The organism is Methanobacterium sp., assembly GCA_016222945.1.
In the GTDB taxonomy this organism is placed as follows: domain Archaea; phylum Methanobacteriota; class Methanobacteria; order Methanobacteriales; family Methanobacteriaceae; genus Methanobacterium_D.
In genome coordinates this window covers 264,014-281,391 of the sequence record JACRPY010000004.1, presented here as the reverse complement: position 1 = coordinate 281,391, position 17,378 = coordinate 264,014, and the positions used below count along the sequence as shown (strand labels likewise).

The following is a 17,378-nucleotide window of genomic DNA, read 5'->3' as shown; positions in this document are numbered from 1 at the left end:
ATTAAATTTAAGATATTTTATTTGTTTTATCTTAGATATAACATAGGATGTACTTTTATGAGCACAGCACGGACATTAGCAAAAAATACCACCGTTTTACTTATTTCTCAGATTATAAGTTATATATTAGCTTTTCTTTATACTATTTACACTGCTAATTACCTTGGAGTAGCGGGTTTTGGAGTTCTTACAGTTGCGATTGCATTAGGCGGTATTTTTTCAATTATTACAGATTTTGGTCTTAGTGTGATAATCGTAAGAGAGGTAGCTCGAGATAAATCACTTGCTAAACAGTACATATGGAATGCTACCGCCTTAAAGATCATTCTGGGAGTTATTACAGTCATAGCTGCTGTAGTATTTGTGACTATAAAAGGATATCCTGCACAAACTGCAGGAGTAATTTATTTAATTACTTTATCATTTGTAATAGGAGGTATTTCAGGAATATTCAGTTCTATTTTTCAAGCTCATGAAAAGATGGAATATCAATCCATTGCTTTGATAATAAATAGTATTTTAATGTTTGCAGGAATTCTAATTATTATACAATATAAATTAGATATAGTTATATTAGCACTGTTTTATCTCATTATCAGTTTATTACTATTGTTTTTTAGTGTTATAATTTGTGCATGGAAATTTAGTTTACCAAAAATAGAAGTAGATTTATCTTTCTGGAAGCCATTAATTATGGATGCATATCCTCTGGCATTAACCAGCCTATTTGCATTTATAGCTTTTAGAGTAGATACAATCTTACTATTTATGATATCAGGAGATTATGCAACAGGATTGTATGGGGCTTCCTACAGATTAATGGAAGCTTTAATGTTTATTCCATCAGTATATGCAACGTCTATACTCCCTATTTTCTCTAGATTCCATGTTTCATCAAAAGATAGGATGAAAATATATTATGTTAAATCTCTGAAGTATTTAGGAATATTAGGTTTACCTATTGCCGTTGGAACAACATTACTCGCTAATAAAATTATATTATTTATATATAAAGGAGATTATGCTCAATCAGCAGTTGTACTCCAAATTTTAATATGGGCAATACCAATTATATTCTTGGCTTATATACTTGGGGCATCTATAACATCAATTAATAAACAACATGAAACAGTAAGAGTAACATTAATTGCGATGATTTTAAATATAGCACTTAACATCATTCTTATACCCAAATATAGTTATATCGCTGCTTCTGTAATAACTGTTTTAACTGAATTAACAGTATTTCTTTTATATTTCTATATAATTTCAAAATATCTCTGCAAAGTTTCTTTAATTAGTATCTTGGGAAAACCAATTATAGCAAGTATTTTTATGAGTTTAGTTATAATATTCATCAATAATTTGTTTTTAGCCATTATAATTGGCACAATTGTTTATTTCGGAGTTTTAGTTTTATTGAAAACATTCACCCAAGAAGATATAGACTTATTCAGACAAATAGTAAAAAGAAATTAATGGAGGAACTTTAATGAAAATATCAGTATTAATTAACACTCTTAACGAGGAAAAAAACATTGCAAATTGTTTAGAAACTGTTAAATGGGCTGATGAGATTATTATTGTGGATATGTACAGCAAAGATAAAACAGTTGAAATTGCAAAGAAATATACTGATAAAATATTTTTTTTTAAGAAGATGAGATATGCCGATCCTGCTAGGCAATTTGCTTTAGAAAAAGTTTCTAATGAGTGGATTCTTGTTATTGATGCCGATGAATTAGTACCAATAGCTTTAAGGGATAAATTGATTCAAATAATGGAAAATGATCTTGGAGATGTAATTTATATTCCGCACAGTAACTATTTCTTTGGCTCCTTAATTAAGGGATTAGGCTGGGGACCACTTCAAAATCCGCATCCGCGCTTTTTTAAAAAGGAATTTATCAATTTTAGTGGTGAAATACATAACTTTTTTATAATAAACGATGCTGCAAGAATCTATAATATAACCGATCCTGCTGAAAGTTTTATACATTTTAGTTATGTTGATGTAGAACATTTTATAGAAAAAATGAACCGTTATACAACAATTGAAGCTGAAAATCTATATGAAAAGGGCCAAACTATCAGAATTAGAGGATTAATGTTCAATATTATTAGATACGAGTTTATAAATAGGTATATAACATTAAATGGACGTAAAGACGGTTTTAGAGGAATTTCCATAATTTTACTTATGGCCATGTATAGAACATTAGTTTATATGAAACTCAAATTAATGGAAAGATATAATTCCAAAAACGTTGAAAAAAAGATAAATGAGGATTATAAAAAGATAGCATTAAACTACATTGCAGAATACAAAAAATAAGGTTTAATCAAAGGATTCATATATTTCAACCATTTTTTTGGCAATAATATTCCAAGTGAAGTTATTTTCAATGTATTCACTTAATTCATCGCTTTTCGGAGTATTATAAGCTGAAATAAGTGCATTTTTAATGTTTTCATCATTTTCAGGATCCACATACAATACATAATCTTTAAAGTACTCTTTTGTACCTCCGTATCGTGTGATTACAATATTTAGCCCTGATAATCCTGCTTCAAGCGCTGCAAGCCCTGGTGTCTCATAATAACTAGGTAATGCTAAAACTTTAGCTGCTTTATAAGCTGATCTGAGAATTTCTGAATCATTATTTAAAGGAGATAAAAAAACAACGTTTTCATTTGCCTCTTCTTTACACAGTTCGTAATATTCTTTTTCATGTATTTTACCTATAATAACAAGCTTCGTATCCAGATTACTTTTAACAAATGCTTTTATTAATCCTAAAACATTTTTACGGGTTTCAACCCTGCCTACAAATAATATAAAATTATCAATACCATAGTTATCATTAAAACATTTTGGATCTCCATATTTGAATTTAGAATCAGTTGCATTGGGCACTGTTAAATATTTATCTGCATTTATATTTGGAAATTTACTCAATAATCTATTCTTTTCTATTTCAGTATTTGGTAAAATCAAATCAGCATTGATAAATGCTTTTTCAACATCTTTATAATTATCTAAAAATTCAAAACGCTTCTTTGTAGCTATATAACGTTTGAATATTGAAAAAAAACGCATAAATCGTTCAAATATGGATGATAAAACATTATTTTCTTTTTTAATGTATTCATAAAATATAGGGGAAATTATAACCCTTATATTTTTCTCTCTTGCATATTCAGCAATCCTTAAAGCTTCACAAGGAAATGCCATTGGATTAAATATATGAATAATGTCATAGTTCTCCAACTTATCATTCCATACATCAAAAAACTTAACTTCAACTTTATCAGCATATAACTTATTGATTGATTGCATTGTCTTTAACATCTGGATTTCAGCGCCACCCATAACATTAAATCCAGTTTGGTGAGTTGTAAATAGTACTTTTATCATTTAATTTCCTCAATTAAATTATTTCTATAACTACATTATATAAACAGATTATTTTTCGACATCTTAATATTTATTATTTAAATGAATTTCTATAAACTGTTTTGATTTTTTTCTTTTATTTCTTTTTGGTTTTATTTTTATTAGTTTATGCTGGTTTAATTATTAAATACAATGGATTTATATGTTATTACGCATATAGGGATATTATAAAGTCTTTTAAGAAGTATTTCATGAATGAGAACTATGCTCAATTTAAATATTTCAGTGAAAAAAGTTATAAAAACTAAAAGGAAATCATTATTTAACCAAATATTTATTTAATATACATGCAAATGAATTATTATATCTTTTTTACTGCTAATTATTAACATTTAATGAATATTTTTAGGAAGAATTACATGATCAAAGTTAATTTCATTACTACTTGGGGTACGAAGTGCGGAATAGCGGATTATTCAGAATATTTAGTTAATGCTCTTAAAAAATGTGAAAATCTAAAAATTAGTATTGTTCAGATAAAAAAACCAAACATACATAATCCATTTTATTTCATTAAACTGTTAAACAAGGTAAAAAAGTTTGAAATTACTCATGTACAGTATCAACCAAGTTTATTCGGTTATATTCCCTACATACCTATTTTTATAAATTATTTTCCCATTTTTATTTTCTTTTTAAAATTTTGGAAGAAAAATAGGATTATTACAACTGTTCATGAATTTGTTCTTAATTCTGTAGTAGACAAGATAAATTTAAAGTTTTTAAAGTTATCTGATAAAATAATAGTCCATAATAAGAATTTAGCTGATCTATTAGAAACAAATGGCGTGCCACAGGAAAAATTAAGTATTATACCTCACGGCACACCTAAAGGGCAAATATTAGATAAAAAAATATCTAAAGAAAAGCTTGGAGTATCAAATAAGAATGTATTAACAATATTTGGGTTTATACATGAAAATAAAGGCCATGATTTGCTAATTGAAGCTTTATCAAATTTAAATGATAATATAACACTTCTTATTGCTGGCGGGGCCAGAGTAAAAGAACATGAAAGTTTTTATAATAATTTAAAAGAAAGATCTCATGAACTCAAATTAAAGGATAGAATAAAATTTTTAGATTATGTAAAAGAAGAAGACCTCCCAATAATTTTTAATGCGACTGATATTGCAATATTTCCTTATAGGTGGATTATTACATCTGGTTCATTCCATTTAACCTTAAGTTATAAAATTCCAACTATAACCTCTGATTTAAATTATTTTAAAGAAATAAAAAAAGAATATGATTGTTTAATCACCTTCAAAAAAGATAATAAAGAAGACTTAGTTGAAAAAATCACATATTTATTGAATAATAAAGAAAAACAGACATATTTAAAAGAGAATTGTGAAAATTTCTATATTCAGACACGCTGGGAATCTGTTGCAAAAAAAACTTTAAATTTGTACTTGGACCATAAAATAGATTAGAAAATTGAAGTAGGAGATGAAATAATTAAAATTGCAGTTTTTCATAATTTACCATCTGGAGGTGCTAAACGAGCACTCTATGGTTATGTTGATTATTTAATGAAACAAGAGTATACAGTAGATATATATGTTCCTTCAACAGCTGAAGAAGAATTTTTATCCTTAAAAAACATTTCTAGCAGTTTAAATGTATTCCCTGTTAATAAAACTATTAGTGGATTAATATATTCTACTTTAAAGTATGTTCCATCTCCTATTAAGGGGATTTCATTAAGAGATCTTGAAAAAACCCAAAAAAAAATAGCAGAGACTATTAATAAAATAGATTATGATATTGTATTTTCAGAGCAGGATCAATATACCATGACTCCTTTCTTTCTTAAATACATAAAAAAACCTACAATATATTATTGTCCACAACCACCACGTAATGAAGTTATTTTACGGAAGATTTCAAACTATAAGGAAAATTCCAAACCTATAAAAAATATAATCCTGAAATACATAGACTTAATAGATTTAAGAACTGATAAAAACAATATTTCATTCGCTAAAAACGTTTTAACAAATTCTTATTTTTCAAGAGAATCAATATTACGATTTTACGGTATTAATTCATTCGTTTCATATCTTGGAGTGGATACGAATTTATTCATGCCTCTGAAAATCCCTAAAAAAAATTTTGTGCTGTCTGTTGGCACCTGTACTCCTTCAAAAGGGTATGATTTTATTATAAAATCCTTAGCACTTATAGAACCAGAAATACGCCCTGATTTTATTATAGTTTCTAACCATACTGAAGTTAAATGGGAAAATTATATTAAAATACTTGCAGAAAAATTAAATGTTAATCTACAAATATTAGATATGATAAGTGATGATAAACTAGTAACTCTCTACAATGAAGCTAAATTAGTGGTTTATGCACCTTACCTCGAACCTTTTGGTCTTGTACCTTTAGAATCCATGGCCTGTGGAACACCAGTGGTTGGTGTAAAAGAAGGAGGAATAAGGGAAACCGTACTTCATAATAAAACAGGGCTGCATTCAGAGCGTGACGAAAACATTTTTGCCAGTGCTATATTAGAACTTCTTTTAGATGAAAATAAGAGAAAATTAATGGCTCAAAATTCTTTAAAAAGAGTAAAAGAGTACTGGACATTAGAAAATGCAGGGCAAAGACTAGTAAAACACATAGAACGCATTATTTAGCTTGATCGAATTAACAAATACCTTTTTAAGAGGATAATTCAAAAGATAAAAATTATTTATTTCTATTCAAAACAAGAGAATTTAGTAATAATGAGGTATATGATGTATCCTGAAGTTTCTATTATCATCTTAAACTGGAATGGTTGGAAAGACACCATAGAATGTCTAGAATCCCTTTACCAAATTAATTATCCTAATTATACTGTTATCATAGCTGATAATGCATCTGAAGATGATTCAATAAATAAAATAAAAAAATACTGTAAAGGCAAAATAAAAACAGAATCAAAATTTTTTAAATTTAATATAGAAAACAAACCCATTAAAATAGTTGAATTTAGTGAAAAAGAAACTAAAAAATCATCCCCCCCCAAAAAGGAATTTCTAAATATGCCTTCAAATAAAAAATTAATCCTTATTAAAAATGATAAAAATTATGGCTTTGCTGAAGGAAATAATATACCAATGAGATATGCTTTAAAAGCTTTAAAAACAGAGTATATACTGCTTTTAAATAATGACACTGTTGTAAAACCCGAATTTTTAAATGAGTTAATAGATGTAGGAGAATGCAATGAAAAAGTAGGGATTTTAGGGCCTAAATTACTGAATGCTTATGATACTAATATTATTGACTCTGCAGGACATGTGATTAAATGGGGCCGAATTGTAGATAGAGGTCATGGAGAAGTAGATAACGGCCAATATGACCATGATAATAAAGTAATAGGAGCTATGGCTGCTGCAAGTTTGTATAAATCAAAAATGTTAGTGAATATAGGCTTATTTGATAAAAGTTACATAACCCTTTATGAAGATGCAGAGTTATCCTGGAGAGCAAATAAAAAGGGATGGAATGCCCGATCCGTACCAAATTCCATAGTATACCATAAAAGAGGTCAATCAATTCGAAAAAAGGATATAATAACAGAAATGATGGTTTTAAGTACAAAAAATACTGTAAAAACAGTTTTATTATATGGAAGTTCATTTCAAAGGTTTTTATTCACATTCACTCTCCTAAAGGAGTGTTTTGATATTATAAAAAATAAGATAAAAAATAAAAGTGATGTAAAAATATTTTCTTACATTATGCTTATTATAAAATATTATTTTAAAGTTATTTTAAGCTTGTTCAAACGAAATAATAATTAATTTGGAGAAATATACATGCAGCCAAGAGTTTCCATAATCCTTCTTAACTGGAATGGATGGAAAGACACCATAGAATGCTTAGAGTCACTTTATCAAATTACTTATCCTAACTATGAAATTATTGTAGTAGATAATGATTCTTCAGATGATTCTGTAGAAAAAATAAAAGAATACTGTGAAGGAAAAATAGAAGTAAAATCCGATTTTTTTGAATATGATTCAAATAACAAACCTTTGCAACTTTTTGAATATACTAACAGAGAATCAGAAAAAATAAACAGCCCAGAAAGCAATATTAATAAAATCAAGCCTAATAAAAAATTAATTCTAATAGAAAATGATAAAAATTATGGATTTTCAGAAGGAAATAACGTAGCAGTTAGATACAGTTTGAAAACAATTAATCCAGATTATATCTTATTTTTAAACAACGATACTGTGGTTGATAACAACTTTTTAGATAAAATGATTGATGCTGCTGAAAAAAATTCAAAAATAGGAATAGTGGGTCCAAAAATCTATTATTACGATTATTTTGGGAGAAAAGATGTAATGTGGAGTATTGGCGGTACTGTAAACATTTCAAGATATCCTGGCTATTTTGATATTGAAGAAACTGATCTAGATGTTCAAAACCCATTGCCCGAATTTGACTGGGTTTCAGGTGCAGCAATGTTAGTTAAAACCAGAGAAGTACCTATAAAATACTTAAACACAGAGTTCTTTTTTGGATGTGAAGATGTTGATCTGGCCATTAAATTAAAGGAATATGGTTATAAAATTGTAGCAGTCCCTAATTCTTATGTTTGGCATAAAGTTAGTGCATCCAAAAACAAAAAAAGGATAAGAAATATAATCAGGGAAATTAAAACCAACCTTAAATTTTTAAAAGCACATAAAAAACACTTTTATCTATATTTACCCATTTACATTATCCAATTAACTATATGGTATTCCACAAGGTTATTAAAACTGCTGTAAAAAAAATTAAATTAGGGATTAAAACCTATCTTAACTATAATATATTACAGCATATCTACTGTCATAAATCTTATTTTTATTATTAAAAAGATGAACATAGTTTTTTATATTAATTATGGCATCTATATACTTCTTATTGATATTTCTTAGTTCATCTGGATTTTTATACATAACATTTTTATTTACATTTACATAACCCAAATAAAGATATCCTTGAGGTGTTTCATTTGTTGTTAGGAAGTTAGAACTGGAAAAAGGAGATTTAGTGCCAAATCCTGAAAGTGACCTTGAACCACCTATATAATCCATATTTATGTGTATGCCATTTATACGGTACGTATCTAACCATTTAACCGCAATTATTTCCTGATCATAAATATAATATTCATTTCTTGCACCGCCATCATTTTCAAAATAAGGAGAATAGGGTTCTCCCAGAAAATGAGCATGAAGATTAGTAGTACATATAAACAACGAAATTAATACAGCCAAAATCATGACATGATTTGCATTAGGCCTTTTAATCAGCTTTGCAATTGAATTGACCCCTATTATGAAAACAGGTGCTAAAAATATTAATATTTGTATAAATAGTCTTTCAGCACCGTATATTTGTGATGCAAATGGGAGTATAGCAACTGCTGCTAAAATGACTATTGATGCATATATTCCAACAATATATTGAAGCCCTATTTTCTTTATATAATATTTAAATTTCCAAGTTATTGTTATCAGACCAATTCCAATTAGAGCGAATGTTAAATCGTTTACTATAACACTTATCCAGTTTGCAGTAGATTTTAAACCAATGCCAAAAACTGCAAGTAATAAACTACTTCCTTCCTGTCCTGTTCCTGGTGTCCCCCCAACAGAAGGAGCAGAAGGAGCAGAAGGAGCTGCAGAAGGAGCAGAAGGAGCTGGATGAATTACAGAATTAACCACATCTCTCACGGAATCTATTCCAACTGCAAGTTGAACATGAGCTGCAAATGTATACCATATAACTGTGAAAATTAAAATAATAAGTATAAGATCAAAATTTACAAATGTTATTTTCCTTTTTAAAAGCAGGCTTTCAATAAATGGACTGAATAATATCAAGATCATTAGTGTAAATGCAATATAAGCTGTTGTATAATGAGATATCAAAACTGAAAACATAAATATTAAGAAAAGGATTTTTTTAGCATTCCTATTTATTTCAGTATCAAAATACACCATAACTGCCAAGAAGAAGAAAATAAACCCAAATTCTTGTCTTACGGCCCCTAAAAGGAATATAAAGAATATCTGAAATATAAAAAATAAAGATGCATAAAAAGCGTATGTTCTACCAATAAATTTCTTGAAAACAAAATAAGTAATCACAGGGATAATTGAACCTATTAAAGCAAATACTAATTTAAAGATATATTCTGCATTGAAGTTTAGTAAGACTTGGTAAATTGTTGGAAGAATTGTAATGCTTATACATGCATTATATAAACTATTATAACTTGATAAATCCCAATGAAAATTTTGTAAGGTTAATTGAAAAGAAAAATACTCAATGTGAACGTCTCTACCCATTAAATGGTATGAACTTAAACCATGTATTAGGAGTATGGTCAATCCAATCATCCAGAGAGCAAATGGATAAGTTAAATTAGAGATTCTATCTCTTAAATATATGGTTACAACAACATATATTAGAATTAGAAACAATAATAACAATAAAATAATATTATTTCCTTGTGTATTCATTAAATAAGTTCCAAATACTGCCATAAATGGGAATATAATTGGAAATATAATTACAGATGTTAATTTTCCTTTTAAATCCAAATTAAGGTTAATTTTCCCAATAACCAGTCCCTTTTTATTCATCCTATAAGCTGCAAGCGCTAAAATAACTACAATCAGATTTAATGAGATTAATAAAGGAAATATTGAAAGAGGTTTCAGGAGATAAGGATATAAACTATTCAATAATAATCCCAAAAACATTAACAAGCTTACACTAATTCCTACAGATAAAGCCATTTTCTTTAGAATATTGGAAATATCAATTTTAAGAACCTGTAAAATTAACATTCCAGGAACAATTGTGAAAAAAAGGAAAGCCAAAATCTGTCTTAAAAAAGGAACATCCAGGAGAATTACCATGTCTGTTAATAACATTAATATTATTATAAATGAAAGTACTTTGCTTCTGGAATGGTTAAACATTTATATCCCTTATAAATTTTATTAAAATTAGTTATAACTTGTGTAAAATAGTTTTTTTCAGATTTATTGAGATTCTATTTATTTAAGTTAAATTTAGGATTTTTACTATTTAACTCTTTGTATAACAATATTAATTTCTTAATATTTTCAAAAAATCTATTCAAATTAAAGTAAATTAACCCTTTTTAATTAATTTATAAAAGAGATCTTCAAATTTTTTAGCAATTCTATCTAGAGAATAATCTTCAATTATTCTATTATCTTCCTTTGGTTGAATGGCAGTACCTATCAGCTTTTTTATTTCTTCAACTTCATCAACTAAATATAAATTTTCTGATTTTATATTAGGAATATCTCCTACTTTAGTGGCAATTACTGGTTTATCCAAAGCGAGAGCTTCTAATACTACATTAGGCAGTATTTCACTTTTAGAAGGAAGTATGAGTATATCAGACGAGTTAATAATATTTAAAGTATCTTCATATGGCATCTGCCCGTAAAATAGTACTTTATCATCCATATCAAGTTCTTTAACCAGTTTTTCAATATTTGGCCTCTCTGGACCATCACCAACGATTAGAAGCTTAAATTTTGTATTTGATCCACTTAATGCTTTTATAAGGAGTGGAATGTTCTTTATTTTAATAATTGAACCTACATATAAAAGTAATTTTTCATCCTTATTTAATTTCAGCTCTTTTTTAATATTTATGGAATTTATACCATTTTTTACGCGTTCTATTGTATTTAAATCTATGGGATTTGGAATTACAGTAATTTTAGAGGATGTGTGCTTTTTTATTTCTATTGAAACAATGTCACTTGGGCAATGGATTACACTGAATCGTCCCATACGAATCAGAATAATCTCTCCCAAATAATTAAAGGAAGCTATAATTGGATTTGTGATTTCAAACCATTTTTTTCCTATTAAACTGTGAATAGAATTAACTGAAGGAATATTATTCTTAGACGATGTTAATGATGCCGGTAGCAACGTTGCTGGACCCATATTATAAACAATATCAATATCGTGTTCTTTTGTAAACTTATTTAAATAAAAATAAAGTTTTATCATTAAAATTAGCCTCTTTACTATGGCAATTACATTTGAAAACCCTTTCTGCATAGTTTCAGGAATTACCCCTTCATAAGGTCTGAAAATATGTATACCATTAATTTCTTCGTTAGAAACTGTATCTGGAATCCTACCTGTTACCACATAAATTTTATGACCCTTTAAAGCTAAAGCATTCAGCAGATTCCACAGAACAATCTGCCCTCCTGCCAATCGAGGATAAAAAACTTCACAAACAACCAGTATTTTCATTTCTATTCTCCAAATTAATAAAATATTTCAGTAAATAAGTTAATTTAAACCTTTAGCGATCTTTATTCATATTTTCATAGAAGCTTTCGATGTTATCAATAATTAAATTCCAATCGTATTTTTTTGCTGTTTCAATGCAGTTATCCTGAATTTTTTCTTTTATGTTAATTCCCCTTATTATTTTATCGGCAATATCTTCTTTAGATAAATCAGATATGAATCCATTTACATCATTTTCAATAAGATCAAATGCAGCGTTCATTTTATGATTTATAACAATTACTGGCAATCCACAGGCATTAGCTTCAATTACTACGATTCCAAAGCCTTCTCTTGTTGAAGGAAGTACAAAAACTTTAGAAGATTTTATATATGAGATTAAAGACTCATAATCTTCCACAAATCCTTTGAAGACCACGTTATTTTGAAGACTCAGTTCCTTAACAAGTTTTTCAAGTTCTATCCTTTCTGGACCATCCCCAATTATAAAACATTTAATATCTGGAATTTTTTCTATTGTTAATTGGATAGCTTTAATTAAAATATCAACATTTTTTTCTTTAATCAGCCTTCCTGCATATACTACATCCGATTTTTCTGTTGAAGAGGTTATTTTACTTATATATTCAAAATCAATACCATTGGGAATCACGACAGCTTCTTCAAATTTTTTTATCTTTTTAAGGTCTCTTTTTGTTTTTGTTGATACTGTTATGATTTTATCTGTCAAATTGACCATTAATTTTTCGATTATTTTACCAAATACTCCTGCTTTTCCAAGATATTCATACCAATAATCATTCCAAACTTCATGTAATGTTATTATCAGATTGGATTTGCCCATTAACGAATGGAATTTAGCTGTAAAACATGAAAAGAATGGAAACCCCTGACAATCAACTACATCAAAATCTTCTTTCATTAACTTTAAAAAAAGTTTCAAAGCAAAATAAATGGCTTCTTTTATGGATCTTTTTCCATCATTATAGAGTTCCATTGGCCCACATACGCCATGTAGATGGATTCCATCCATTATTATATCCTTTTGCCCATTTTCAGGCCACCACCAGCCAACACCATACCAGTGGATTTCATGTCCTCTTTGAGATAGCCTTTTTCCTATTTCATAGACTCTTTTTTCTGCCCCTCCAGTGACAAATGGATAAATAGCATCGTAAATAAACGCAATTTTCATAATGAACCTCAAAAATTTTTTATTTTTGTGGTAAATGAATTTACAATTCATTTAACCTCATAAATCCCTTAAAAAATCTCTCAAAATTCGTAGAATTTTGGAACACAAATCAAAGATTTGTAAGCTTCGATTTTTGGGGCACGAATCTTTGATTCGTAAGTTTTAATTTATGTGGTTGAGGAAGCCGTGATTTCCGAACCACAAAAATCAGTCGTCTTTATCACCATTGCTCAATAAAAGCAGGCTCAAGAACATTCCTGAGAAAATTGTCTGAATTCCAAGAATTGATAATATCAAAGCCATAATAGCATACTGAATTTGGGAAAGCGCGCCAAATCCTCCTGCACTCCAGCTAAATAACACTTTAATTCCAACGATTACACCTGCAGCCAATAATAAGAGTCCTAAAAGTAATTCTCTTCCTAAAGAGTGGTAATTCATCAGCTTTTTTATCATTCCAGAATTTCTGGAAACTCCATAAATCTCTCCGAAAGCTCCGAAATGAAGCCATGCAAGAAGCATCTGGTACCCCATTATAAGCAGTAAACTACCTAAAATTAGTGAATGCATCCTTGATTGTACTCCAAATGCTACTCCTAATGTTAAAATTATGCCTAAAACCAGCACTAAAAGGCCGGGGGCCAGAAGAAAGGGTGTTGGCCTGTAGAGCATCATAAATCTTATGTGTCTCCAGCCATCCGAAAAAGAACTGAGCTTGGATTCGCCACCCCTCGGATAATAATTAATAGGAATTTCCGCTATTTTTATATTTTGTCTGGCTGCCTCAATAACCATTTCTGATGCGAATTCCATTCCTCCACTTTTAAGATGTAAATTATCCAGAGTATCCTTTTTTAAAGCTCTCATTCCACAATGGGAATCAGAAATCCCTGCTTTAAATAGAGTATTCAACATCCATGTAAGAAAAGGATTACCAATATATTTATGTAATGCAGGCATAGCTCCCTTTTTTATATCTCCTTTAAGCCTGGAACCCATTACAAAATCTGCTTCTCCTTTTAAAATAGGTTGAATAAATTCATATGTAGTCTCAAAAGGATATGTACCGTCTGCATCTCCCATTACAACTATATCTCCCTCAGCTTCACTAAATCCTTTTAGGTAAGCATTACCATATCCTCTTTTTTCTCCATATACTACTCTAGCCCCTGCTTCACGAGCTTCCTGAGCAGTATTATCTGTTGATGCGTTGTCTACTACAACTATTTCTACTTCAAGTCCATTTTCCTTTAATTTTTCTACTGGAACTGTTTTAACAGTTTTACCTACAATTCCTTCTTCATTTAATGCTGGTATAACAATTGAAATCTTCATAAAATCACGTGCTCATTACTATAATTATTTTTTTAATCATGAATTAGTTTATTATAACTGTTTATTTTGATTATATCGCTTATATAATTTACTTATAATCAATAAAAAAGAAGTAATTAAATTAATAAGATTAATTTAAAGTTAAAAGTTATTTTAGAATTTCCATTAGGTATTCTTTTAGTTCTTCTTTTACATCTTCATGTTCTAATGCAATTTCAATAGAACTTTTTAGCCAGTCCACAGTATTTCCAATATCATGGAGTTTACCGTTGAATATACACCCATAACTTTCTTTAAATAACCTTAAAGCATCAGTAAGTTGTATTTCTCCCCCAACACCGGGTGGAACTTCATCAATATAATCAAATATTTCATGAGAGAGAACATATCTTCCAATAATTCCTAAATTCGATGGTGCTTCTTCTAATTTAGGTTTTTCTACCAGATCTTCAATTCTGTATAGTGAATTGTCAATTTTAGATCCTTTAATTATTCCATATCTTTCTACTCTTTCATCAGGAACTTCTTCTATGGCAATTACTGTGGATTCGTATTTATCATATACATTCATTAGTTGTTTTGTACATGGGATTTTTGATTGAGCTATAGTATCTCCCAGTAAAACTGCAAATGGTTCTCCGTCAATATGTTTTTTTGCACAAGATATTGCATCGCCCAACCCCTTCTGTTTTTTTTGCCTTACATAATAAATATCAGCCATTTCAGATATTGATTCTATCTCCTTAAGATAATCTGTTTTCCCACTCTTTTGAAGAAAATATTCCAATTCAAATGATCTATCAAAATGATCTTCTATAGATCTTTTACCTTTTCCTGTTATTATCAAAATATCATCAATTCCTGAAGAAACAGCCTCTTCAACAACATATTGAATTGTGGGTTTATTATAAACCGGGAGCATTTCCTTTGGTTGCGCTTTTGTAACTGGTAAAAATCTTGTACCAAGTCCTGCAGCAGGTATTACCGCTTTCATAAATATTCACCTTTCTTGGATTAGAGTAATTATTTAATGTTATATATTTAAATGTATTAGTGTCAATATTTATTTTCTTTTAATTTAAGCATTTTTATAAATGAGATATTTTTAAAAATAAAAAAGCTATTTTTTGTCTTTAAACACGACAATTTATATTATGACATCTCCTAATGATATTTTTATGAATTTGAATTTTCCATTAGAGTTCTACTTTCCTAATTTCACTGTTTATATATAAGGATGGTTTTTTACTAGATCAATTAGATATTTACTGTATTCTGTTTTTTCAAGGGACTTAGCGAGTCTTAAAACAGTTTCAGAATCTATCCAGCCATTATTATATGCAATTTCTTCTAAACACGCTATATAAAAGCCCTGTCTTTTCTGTATGGCCTCAACAAAGTTACTAGCTTCCAGAAGCCCCATATGAGTCCCTGTATCTAGCCATGCCATCCCTCTACCAAAAAGTTCAACTTTTAATTGCTTTTTTGCAAGATAATATTCATTTACTGATGTAATTTCAATTTCTCCACGATCTGAAGGCTTCACATTCTTGGCTATCTCAATTACTTGATTATCATAAAAATAAAGTCCTGGAACAACATAATTTGACTTTGGATTTTCTGGTTTTTCTTCCAGTGAAATAACATTACCTTCCGCGTCAAATTCAACCACTCCAAATGGTTTAGGGTCCTTAACGTAGTAACCAAAAATAATAGCCCCTTCTTTTATGGATGCTGCCCTTTTTAATATCTCACTGAACCTATGTCCCTGAAATATGTTATCTCCAAGTACTAAAGCCACATTATCATTGCCAATGAACTTTTCTCCTACAATAAATGCATCTGCAAGCCCTTTTGGCTCTTTCTGCACTGCATAAGAAAATGACACTCCTAAATCGTCCCCATCTCCAAGCAGATCTTTATAGGCTTGTAAATCCCTGGGTGTTGAAATAATCAGTATTTCTCTTATGCCTGCCAGCATAAGAACTGATAAAGGATAATATACCATGGGTTTATCATAAATAGGAAGCAGTTGTTTTGAAACAGCCTTTGTAATTGGATAAAGTCTAGTGCCAGATCCTCCTGCAAGTATTATTCCCTTCATATTACTATCTCCTATGAACTAATATTGATTCAATTAATTTGTAAACTATAATAATTTCATATATTCTCTTAAAGCATTTTTATAACTTCGTATCTCTGGTAGTCCTTCCATTTTCCAGTTATAATTTTCAAGAACAGAATATTGAGGTCTTGGAGCGGGGCGGGGAAATTCTGCGGTGCTAACAGGTTTCACTTCAATTTCAATTCCCGCTATATCAAATATTTCTAAGGCATAATCGTACCATGAACAATGTTCACTGTTAGTAATGTGATAAATACCATAAACTGGCTTTTTTATAAGTTCTGCTATAGCTTTTGCCAGATCCCCCGTATAAGTTGGAGAACCTATCTGATCGTTAACTACAGAAATAGTTTTCATAGTTTCAGCCAGATTTAACATAGTTGTAACAAAATTTGGACCATGTAACCCATATAACCACGATGTTCTGATGATGTAAAATTTATTTAGTATATCTCGTACATATGTCTCTCCCAAATGTTTTGTTTTACCATAAACACTTAAAGGATTCGTTTGGTCATATTCATAATAAGAATTACCTTTATTGCCATCAAAAACGTAGTCTGTGGATATATAAACCAATGCACTGCCTGCTTCTCTACAAGCAACAGCAACATTCCTTGTACCTAAAGCATTTACTTTATAAGCTAAATTTGGATTTGATTCACTTCCATCCACATCAGTAAAAGCGGCAGCATGCACTACAACATCAGGATTTTTATCTTTAACCGTTTCAATGGTCTTGTCTATATCTGTAATGTCTAATGTGTCAATTGATGTGGTGCTAATTTCATTTTCAATAGATAAAACATCTACTAAATCATGACCTAACATACCTTCTGAACCAATAATCAATATTTTCATTTTAATCATCCTTTTATTAAATTGTTATTTTGAGTAATAGAATATAAATAGATATTTAATGACAATGGTTAATAAGCATAGAA

14 protein-coding genes are annotated in these 17,378 nt (G+C 29.1%); 6 read left to right on the top strand and 8 right to left on the bottom strand.

The annotated features are described in order from the left end of the window. The first annotated feature begins 57 nt into the window (after positions 1-57). Both HZC47_07355 and HZC47_07350 read left to right on the top strand, forming a co-directional pair. A complete protein-coding gene (locus tag HZC47_07355; GenBank protein MBI5680689.1) occupies positions 58-1,479 on the top strand; it encodes a flippase in 1,422 nt (473 codons plus the stop codon). 13 nt (positions 1,480-1,492) lie between these two features. Then, a complete protein-coding gene (locus HZC47_07350) occupies positions 1,493-2,335 on the top strand; it encodes a glycosyltransferase family 2 protein (protein ID MBI5680688.1) in 843 nt (280 codons plus the stop codon). Between the two features lie 3 nt (positions 2,336-2,338). Here the strand turns inward: HZC47_07350 and HZC47_07345 are convergent, their stop codons facing one another. Further along, positions 2,339-3,418, bottom strand: coding sequence for a glycosyltransferase family 4 protein (locus tag HZC47_07345; GenBank protein ID MBI5680687.1), 1,080 nt, complete (start codon positions 3,416-3,418; stop codon positions 2,339-2,341). Positions 3,419-3,816: 398 nt separating this feature from the next. On the opposite strand from HZC47_07345, the gene HZC47_07340 reads away from it, so the two are divergent. The 4 genes from HZC47_07340 to HZC47_07325 all read left to right on the top strand — a co-directional run bounded on the left by HZC47_07340 (position 3,817) and on the right by HZC47_07325 (position 8,241). Then, complete coding sequence (locus HZC47_07340) at positions 3,817-4,893, top strand: glycosyltransferase (protein ID MBI5680686.1); 1,077 nt, start codon at positions 3,817-3,819, stop codon at positions 4,891-4,893. 24 nt (positions 4,894-4,917) lie between these two features. Then, positions 4,918-6,105: a glycosyltransferase family 4 protein gene (locus HZC47_07335; protein ID MBI5680685.1), complete on the top strand. Its 1,188-nt coding sequence runs from the start codon at positions 4,918-4,920 to the stop codon at positions 6,103-6,105. Between the two features lie 102 nt (positions 6,106-6,207). Continuing rightward, a complete protein-coding gene (locus HZC47_07330; GenBank protein ID MBI5680684.1) occupies positions 6,208-7,260 on the top strand; it encodes a glycosyltransferase family 2 protein in 1,053 nt (350 codons plus the stop codon). 15 nt (positions 7,261-7,275) lie between these two features. After that, the gene (locus HZC47_07325; protein ID MBI5680683.1) at positions 7,276-8,241 is read left to right on the top strand and encodes a glycosyltransferase family 2 protein; all 966 of its coding nucleotides are present in this window, start codon (positions 7,276-7,278) and stop codon (positions 8,239-8,241) included. Between the two features lie 30 nt (positions 8,242-8,271). Here the strand turns inward: HZC47_07325 and HZC47_07320 are convergent, their stop codons facing one another. The 7 genes from HZC47_07320 to rfbD form a co-directional block, all read right to left on the bottom strand. Continuing rightward, complete coding sequence (locus tag HZC47_07320) at positions 8,272-10,449, bottom strand: DUF2206 domain-containing protein (protein ID MBI5680682.1); 2,178 nt, start codon at positions 10,447-10,449, stop codon at positions 8,272-8,274. A gap of 175 nt (positions 10,450-10,624) precedes the next feature. Then, positions 10,625-11,779: a glycosyltransferase family 4 protein gene (locus HZC47_07315; GenBank protein ID MBI5680681.1), complete on the bottom strand. Its 1,155-nt coding sequence runs from the start codon at positions 11,777-11,779 to the stop codon at positions 10,625-10,627. 52 nt (positions 11,780-11,831) lie between these two features. Beyond that, a complete protein-coding gene (locus HZC47_07310; protein ID MBI5680680.1) occupies positions 11,832-12,974 on the bottom strand; it encodes a glycosyltransferase family 4 protein in 1,143 nt (380 codons plus the stop codon). Positions 12,975-13,181: 207 nt separating this feature from the next. Further along, positions 13,182-14,309 (bottom strand): glycosyltransferase family 2 protein, encoded by a 1,128-nt coding sequence (locus tag HZC47_07305; GenBank protein ID MBI5680679.1) that lies wholly within the window; start codon positions 14,307-14,309, stop codon positions 13,182-13,184. A 148-nt stretch (positions 14,310-14,457) separates the two neighbouring features. After that, a complete protein-coding gene (gene galU / locus HZC47_07300) occupies positions 14,458-15,303 on the bottom strand; it encodes a UTP--glucose-1-phosphate uridylyltransferase GalU (protein MBI5680678.1) in 846 nt (281 codons plus the stop codon). 231 nt (positions 15,304-15,534) lie between these two features. Then, positions 15,535-16,413 carry a glucose-1-phosphate thymidylyltransferase RfbA gene (gene rfbA, locus HZC47_07295; GenBank protein ID MBI5680677.1) on the bottom strand — a complete coding sequence of 293 codons (879 nt, stop codon included), beginning with the start codon at positions 16,411-16,413 and terminating at the stop codon, positions 15,535-15,537. Between the two features lie 45 nt (positions 16,414-16,458). After that, a complete protein-coding gene (gene rfbD / locus HZC47_07290; GenBank protein ID MBI5680676.1) occupies positions 16,459-17,295 on the bottom strand; it encodes a dTDP-4-dehydrorhamnose reductase in 837 nt (278 codons plus the stop codon). Positions 17,296-17,378 lie beyond the last annotated feature (83 nt).

What these genes read in the sequence shown, in the direction of transcription:
- HZC47_07355 (MBI5680689.1), top strand. Translation starts at nt 58, where the DNA reads ATGAGCACAGCACGGACATTAGCAAAAAATACCACCGTTTTACTTATT.
- HZC47_07350 (MBI5680688.1), top strand. Translation starts at nt 1,493, where the DNA reads ATGAAAATATCAGTATTAATTAACACTCTTAACGAGGAAAAAAACATT.
- HZC47_07345 (MBI5680687.1), bottom strand. Translation starts at nt 3,418, where the DNA reads ATGATAAAAGTACTATTTACAACTCACCAAACTGGATTTAATGTTATG.
- HZC47_07340 (MBI5680686.1), top strand. Translation starts at nt 3,817, where the DNA reads ATGATCAAAGTTAATTTCATTACTACTTGGGGTACGAAGTGCGGAATA.
- HZC47_07330 (MBI5680684.1), top strand. Translation starts at nt 6,208, where the DNA reads ATGTATCCTGAAGTTTCTATTATCATCTTAAACTGGAATGGTTGGAAA.
- HZC47_07325 (MBI5680683.1), top strand. Translation starts at nt 7,276, where the DNA reads ATGCAGCCAAGAGTTTCCATAATCCTTCTTAACTGGAATGGATGGAAA.
- HZC47_07320 (MBI5680682.1), bottom strand. Translation starts at nt 10,449, where the DNA reads ATGTTTAACCATTCCAGAAGCAAAGTACTTTCATTTATAATAATATTA.
- HZC47_07315 (MBI5680681.1), bottom strand. Translation starts at nt 11,779, where the DNA reads ATGAAAATACTGGTTGTTTGTGAAGTTTTTTATCCTCGATTGGCAGGA.
- HZC47_07310 (MBI5680680.1), bottom strand. Translation starts at nt 12,974, where the DNA reads ATGAAAATTGCGTTTATTTACGATGCTATTTATCCATTTGTCACTGGA.
- HZC47_07305 (MBI5680679.1), bottom strand. Translation starts at nt 14,309, where the DNA reads ATGAAGATTTCAATTGTTATACCAGCATTAAATGAAGAAGGAATTGTA.
- galU (MBI5680678.1), bottom strand. Translation starts at nt 15,303, where the DNA reads ATGAAAGCGGTAATACCTGCTGCAGGACTTGGTACAAGATTTTTACCA.
- rfbA (MBI5680677.1), bottom strand. Translation starts at nt 16,413, where the DNA reads ATGAAGGGAATAATACTTGCAGGAGGATCTGGCACTAGACTTTATCCA.
- rfbD (MBI5680676.1), bottom strand. Translation starts at nt 17,295, where the DNA reads ATGAAAATATTGATTATTGGTTCAGAAGGTATGTTAGGTCATGATTTA.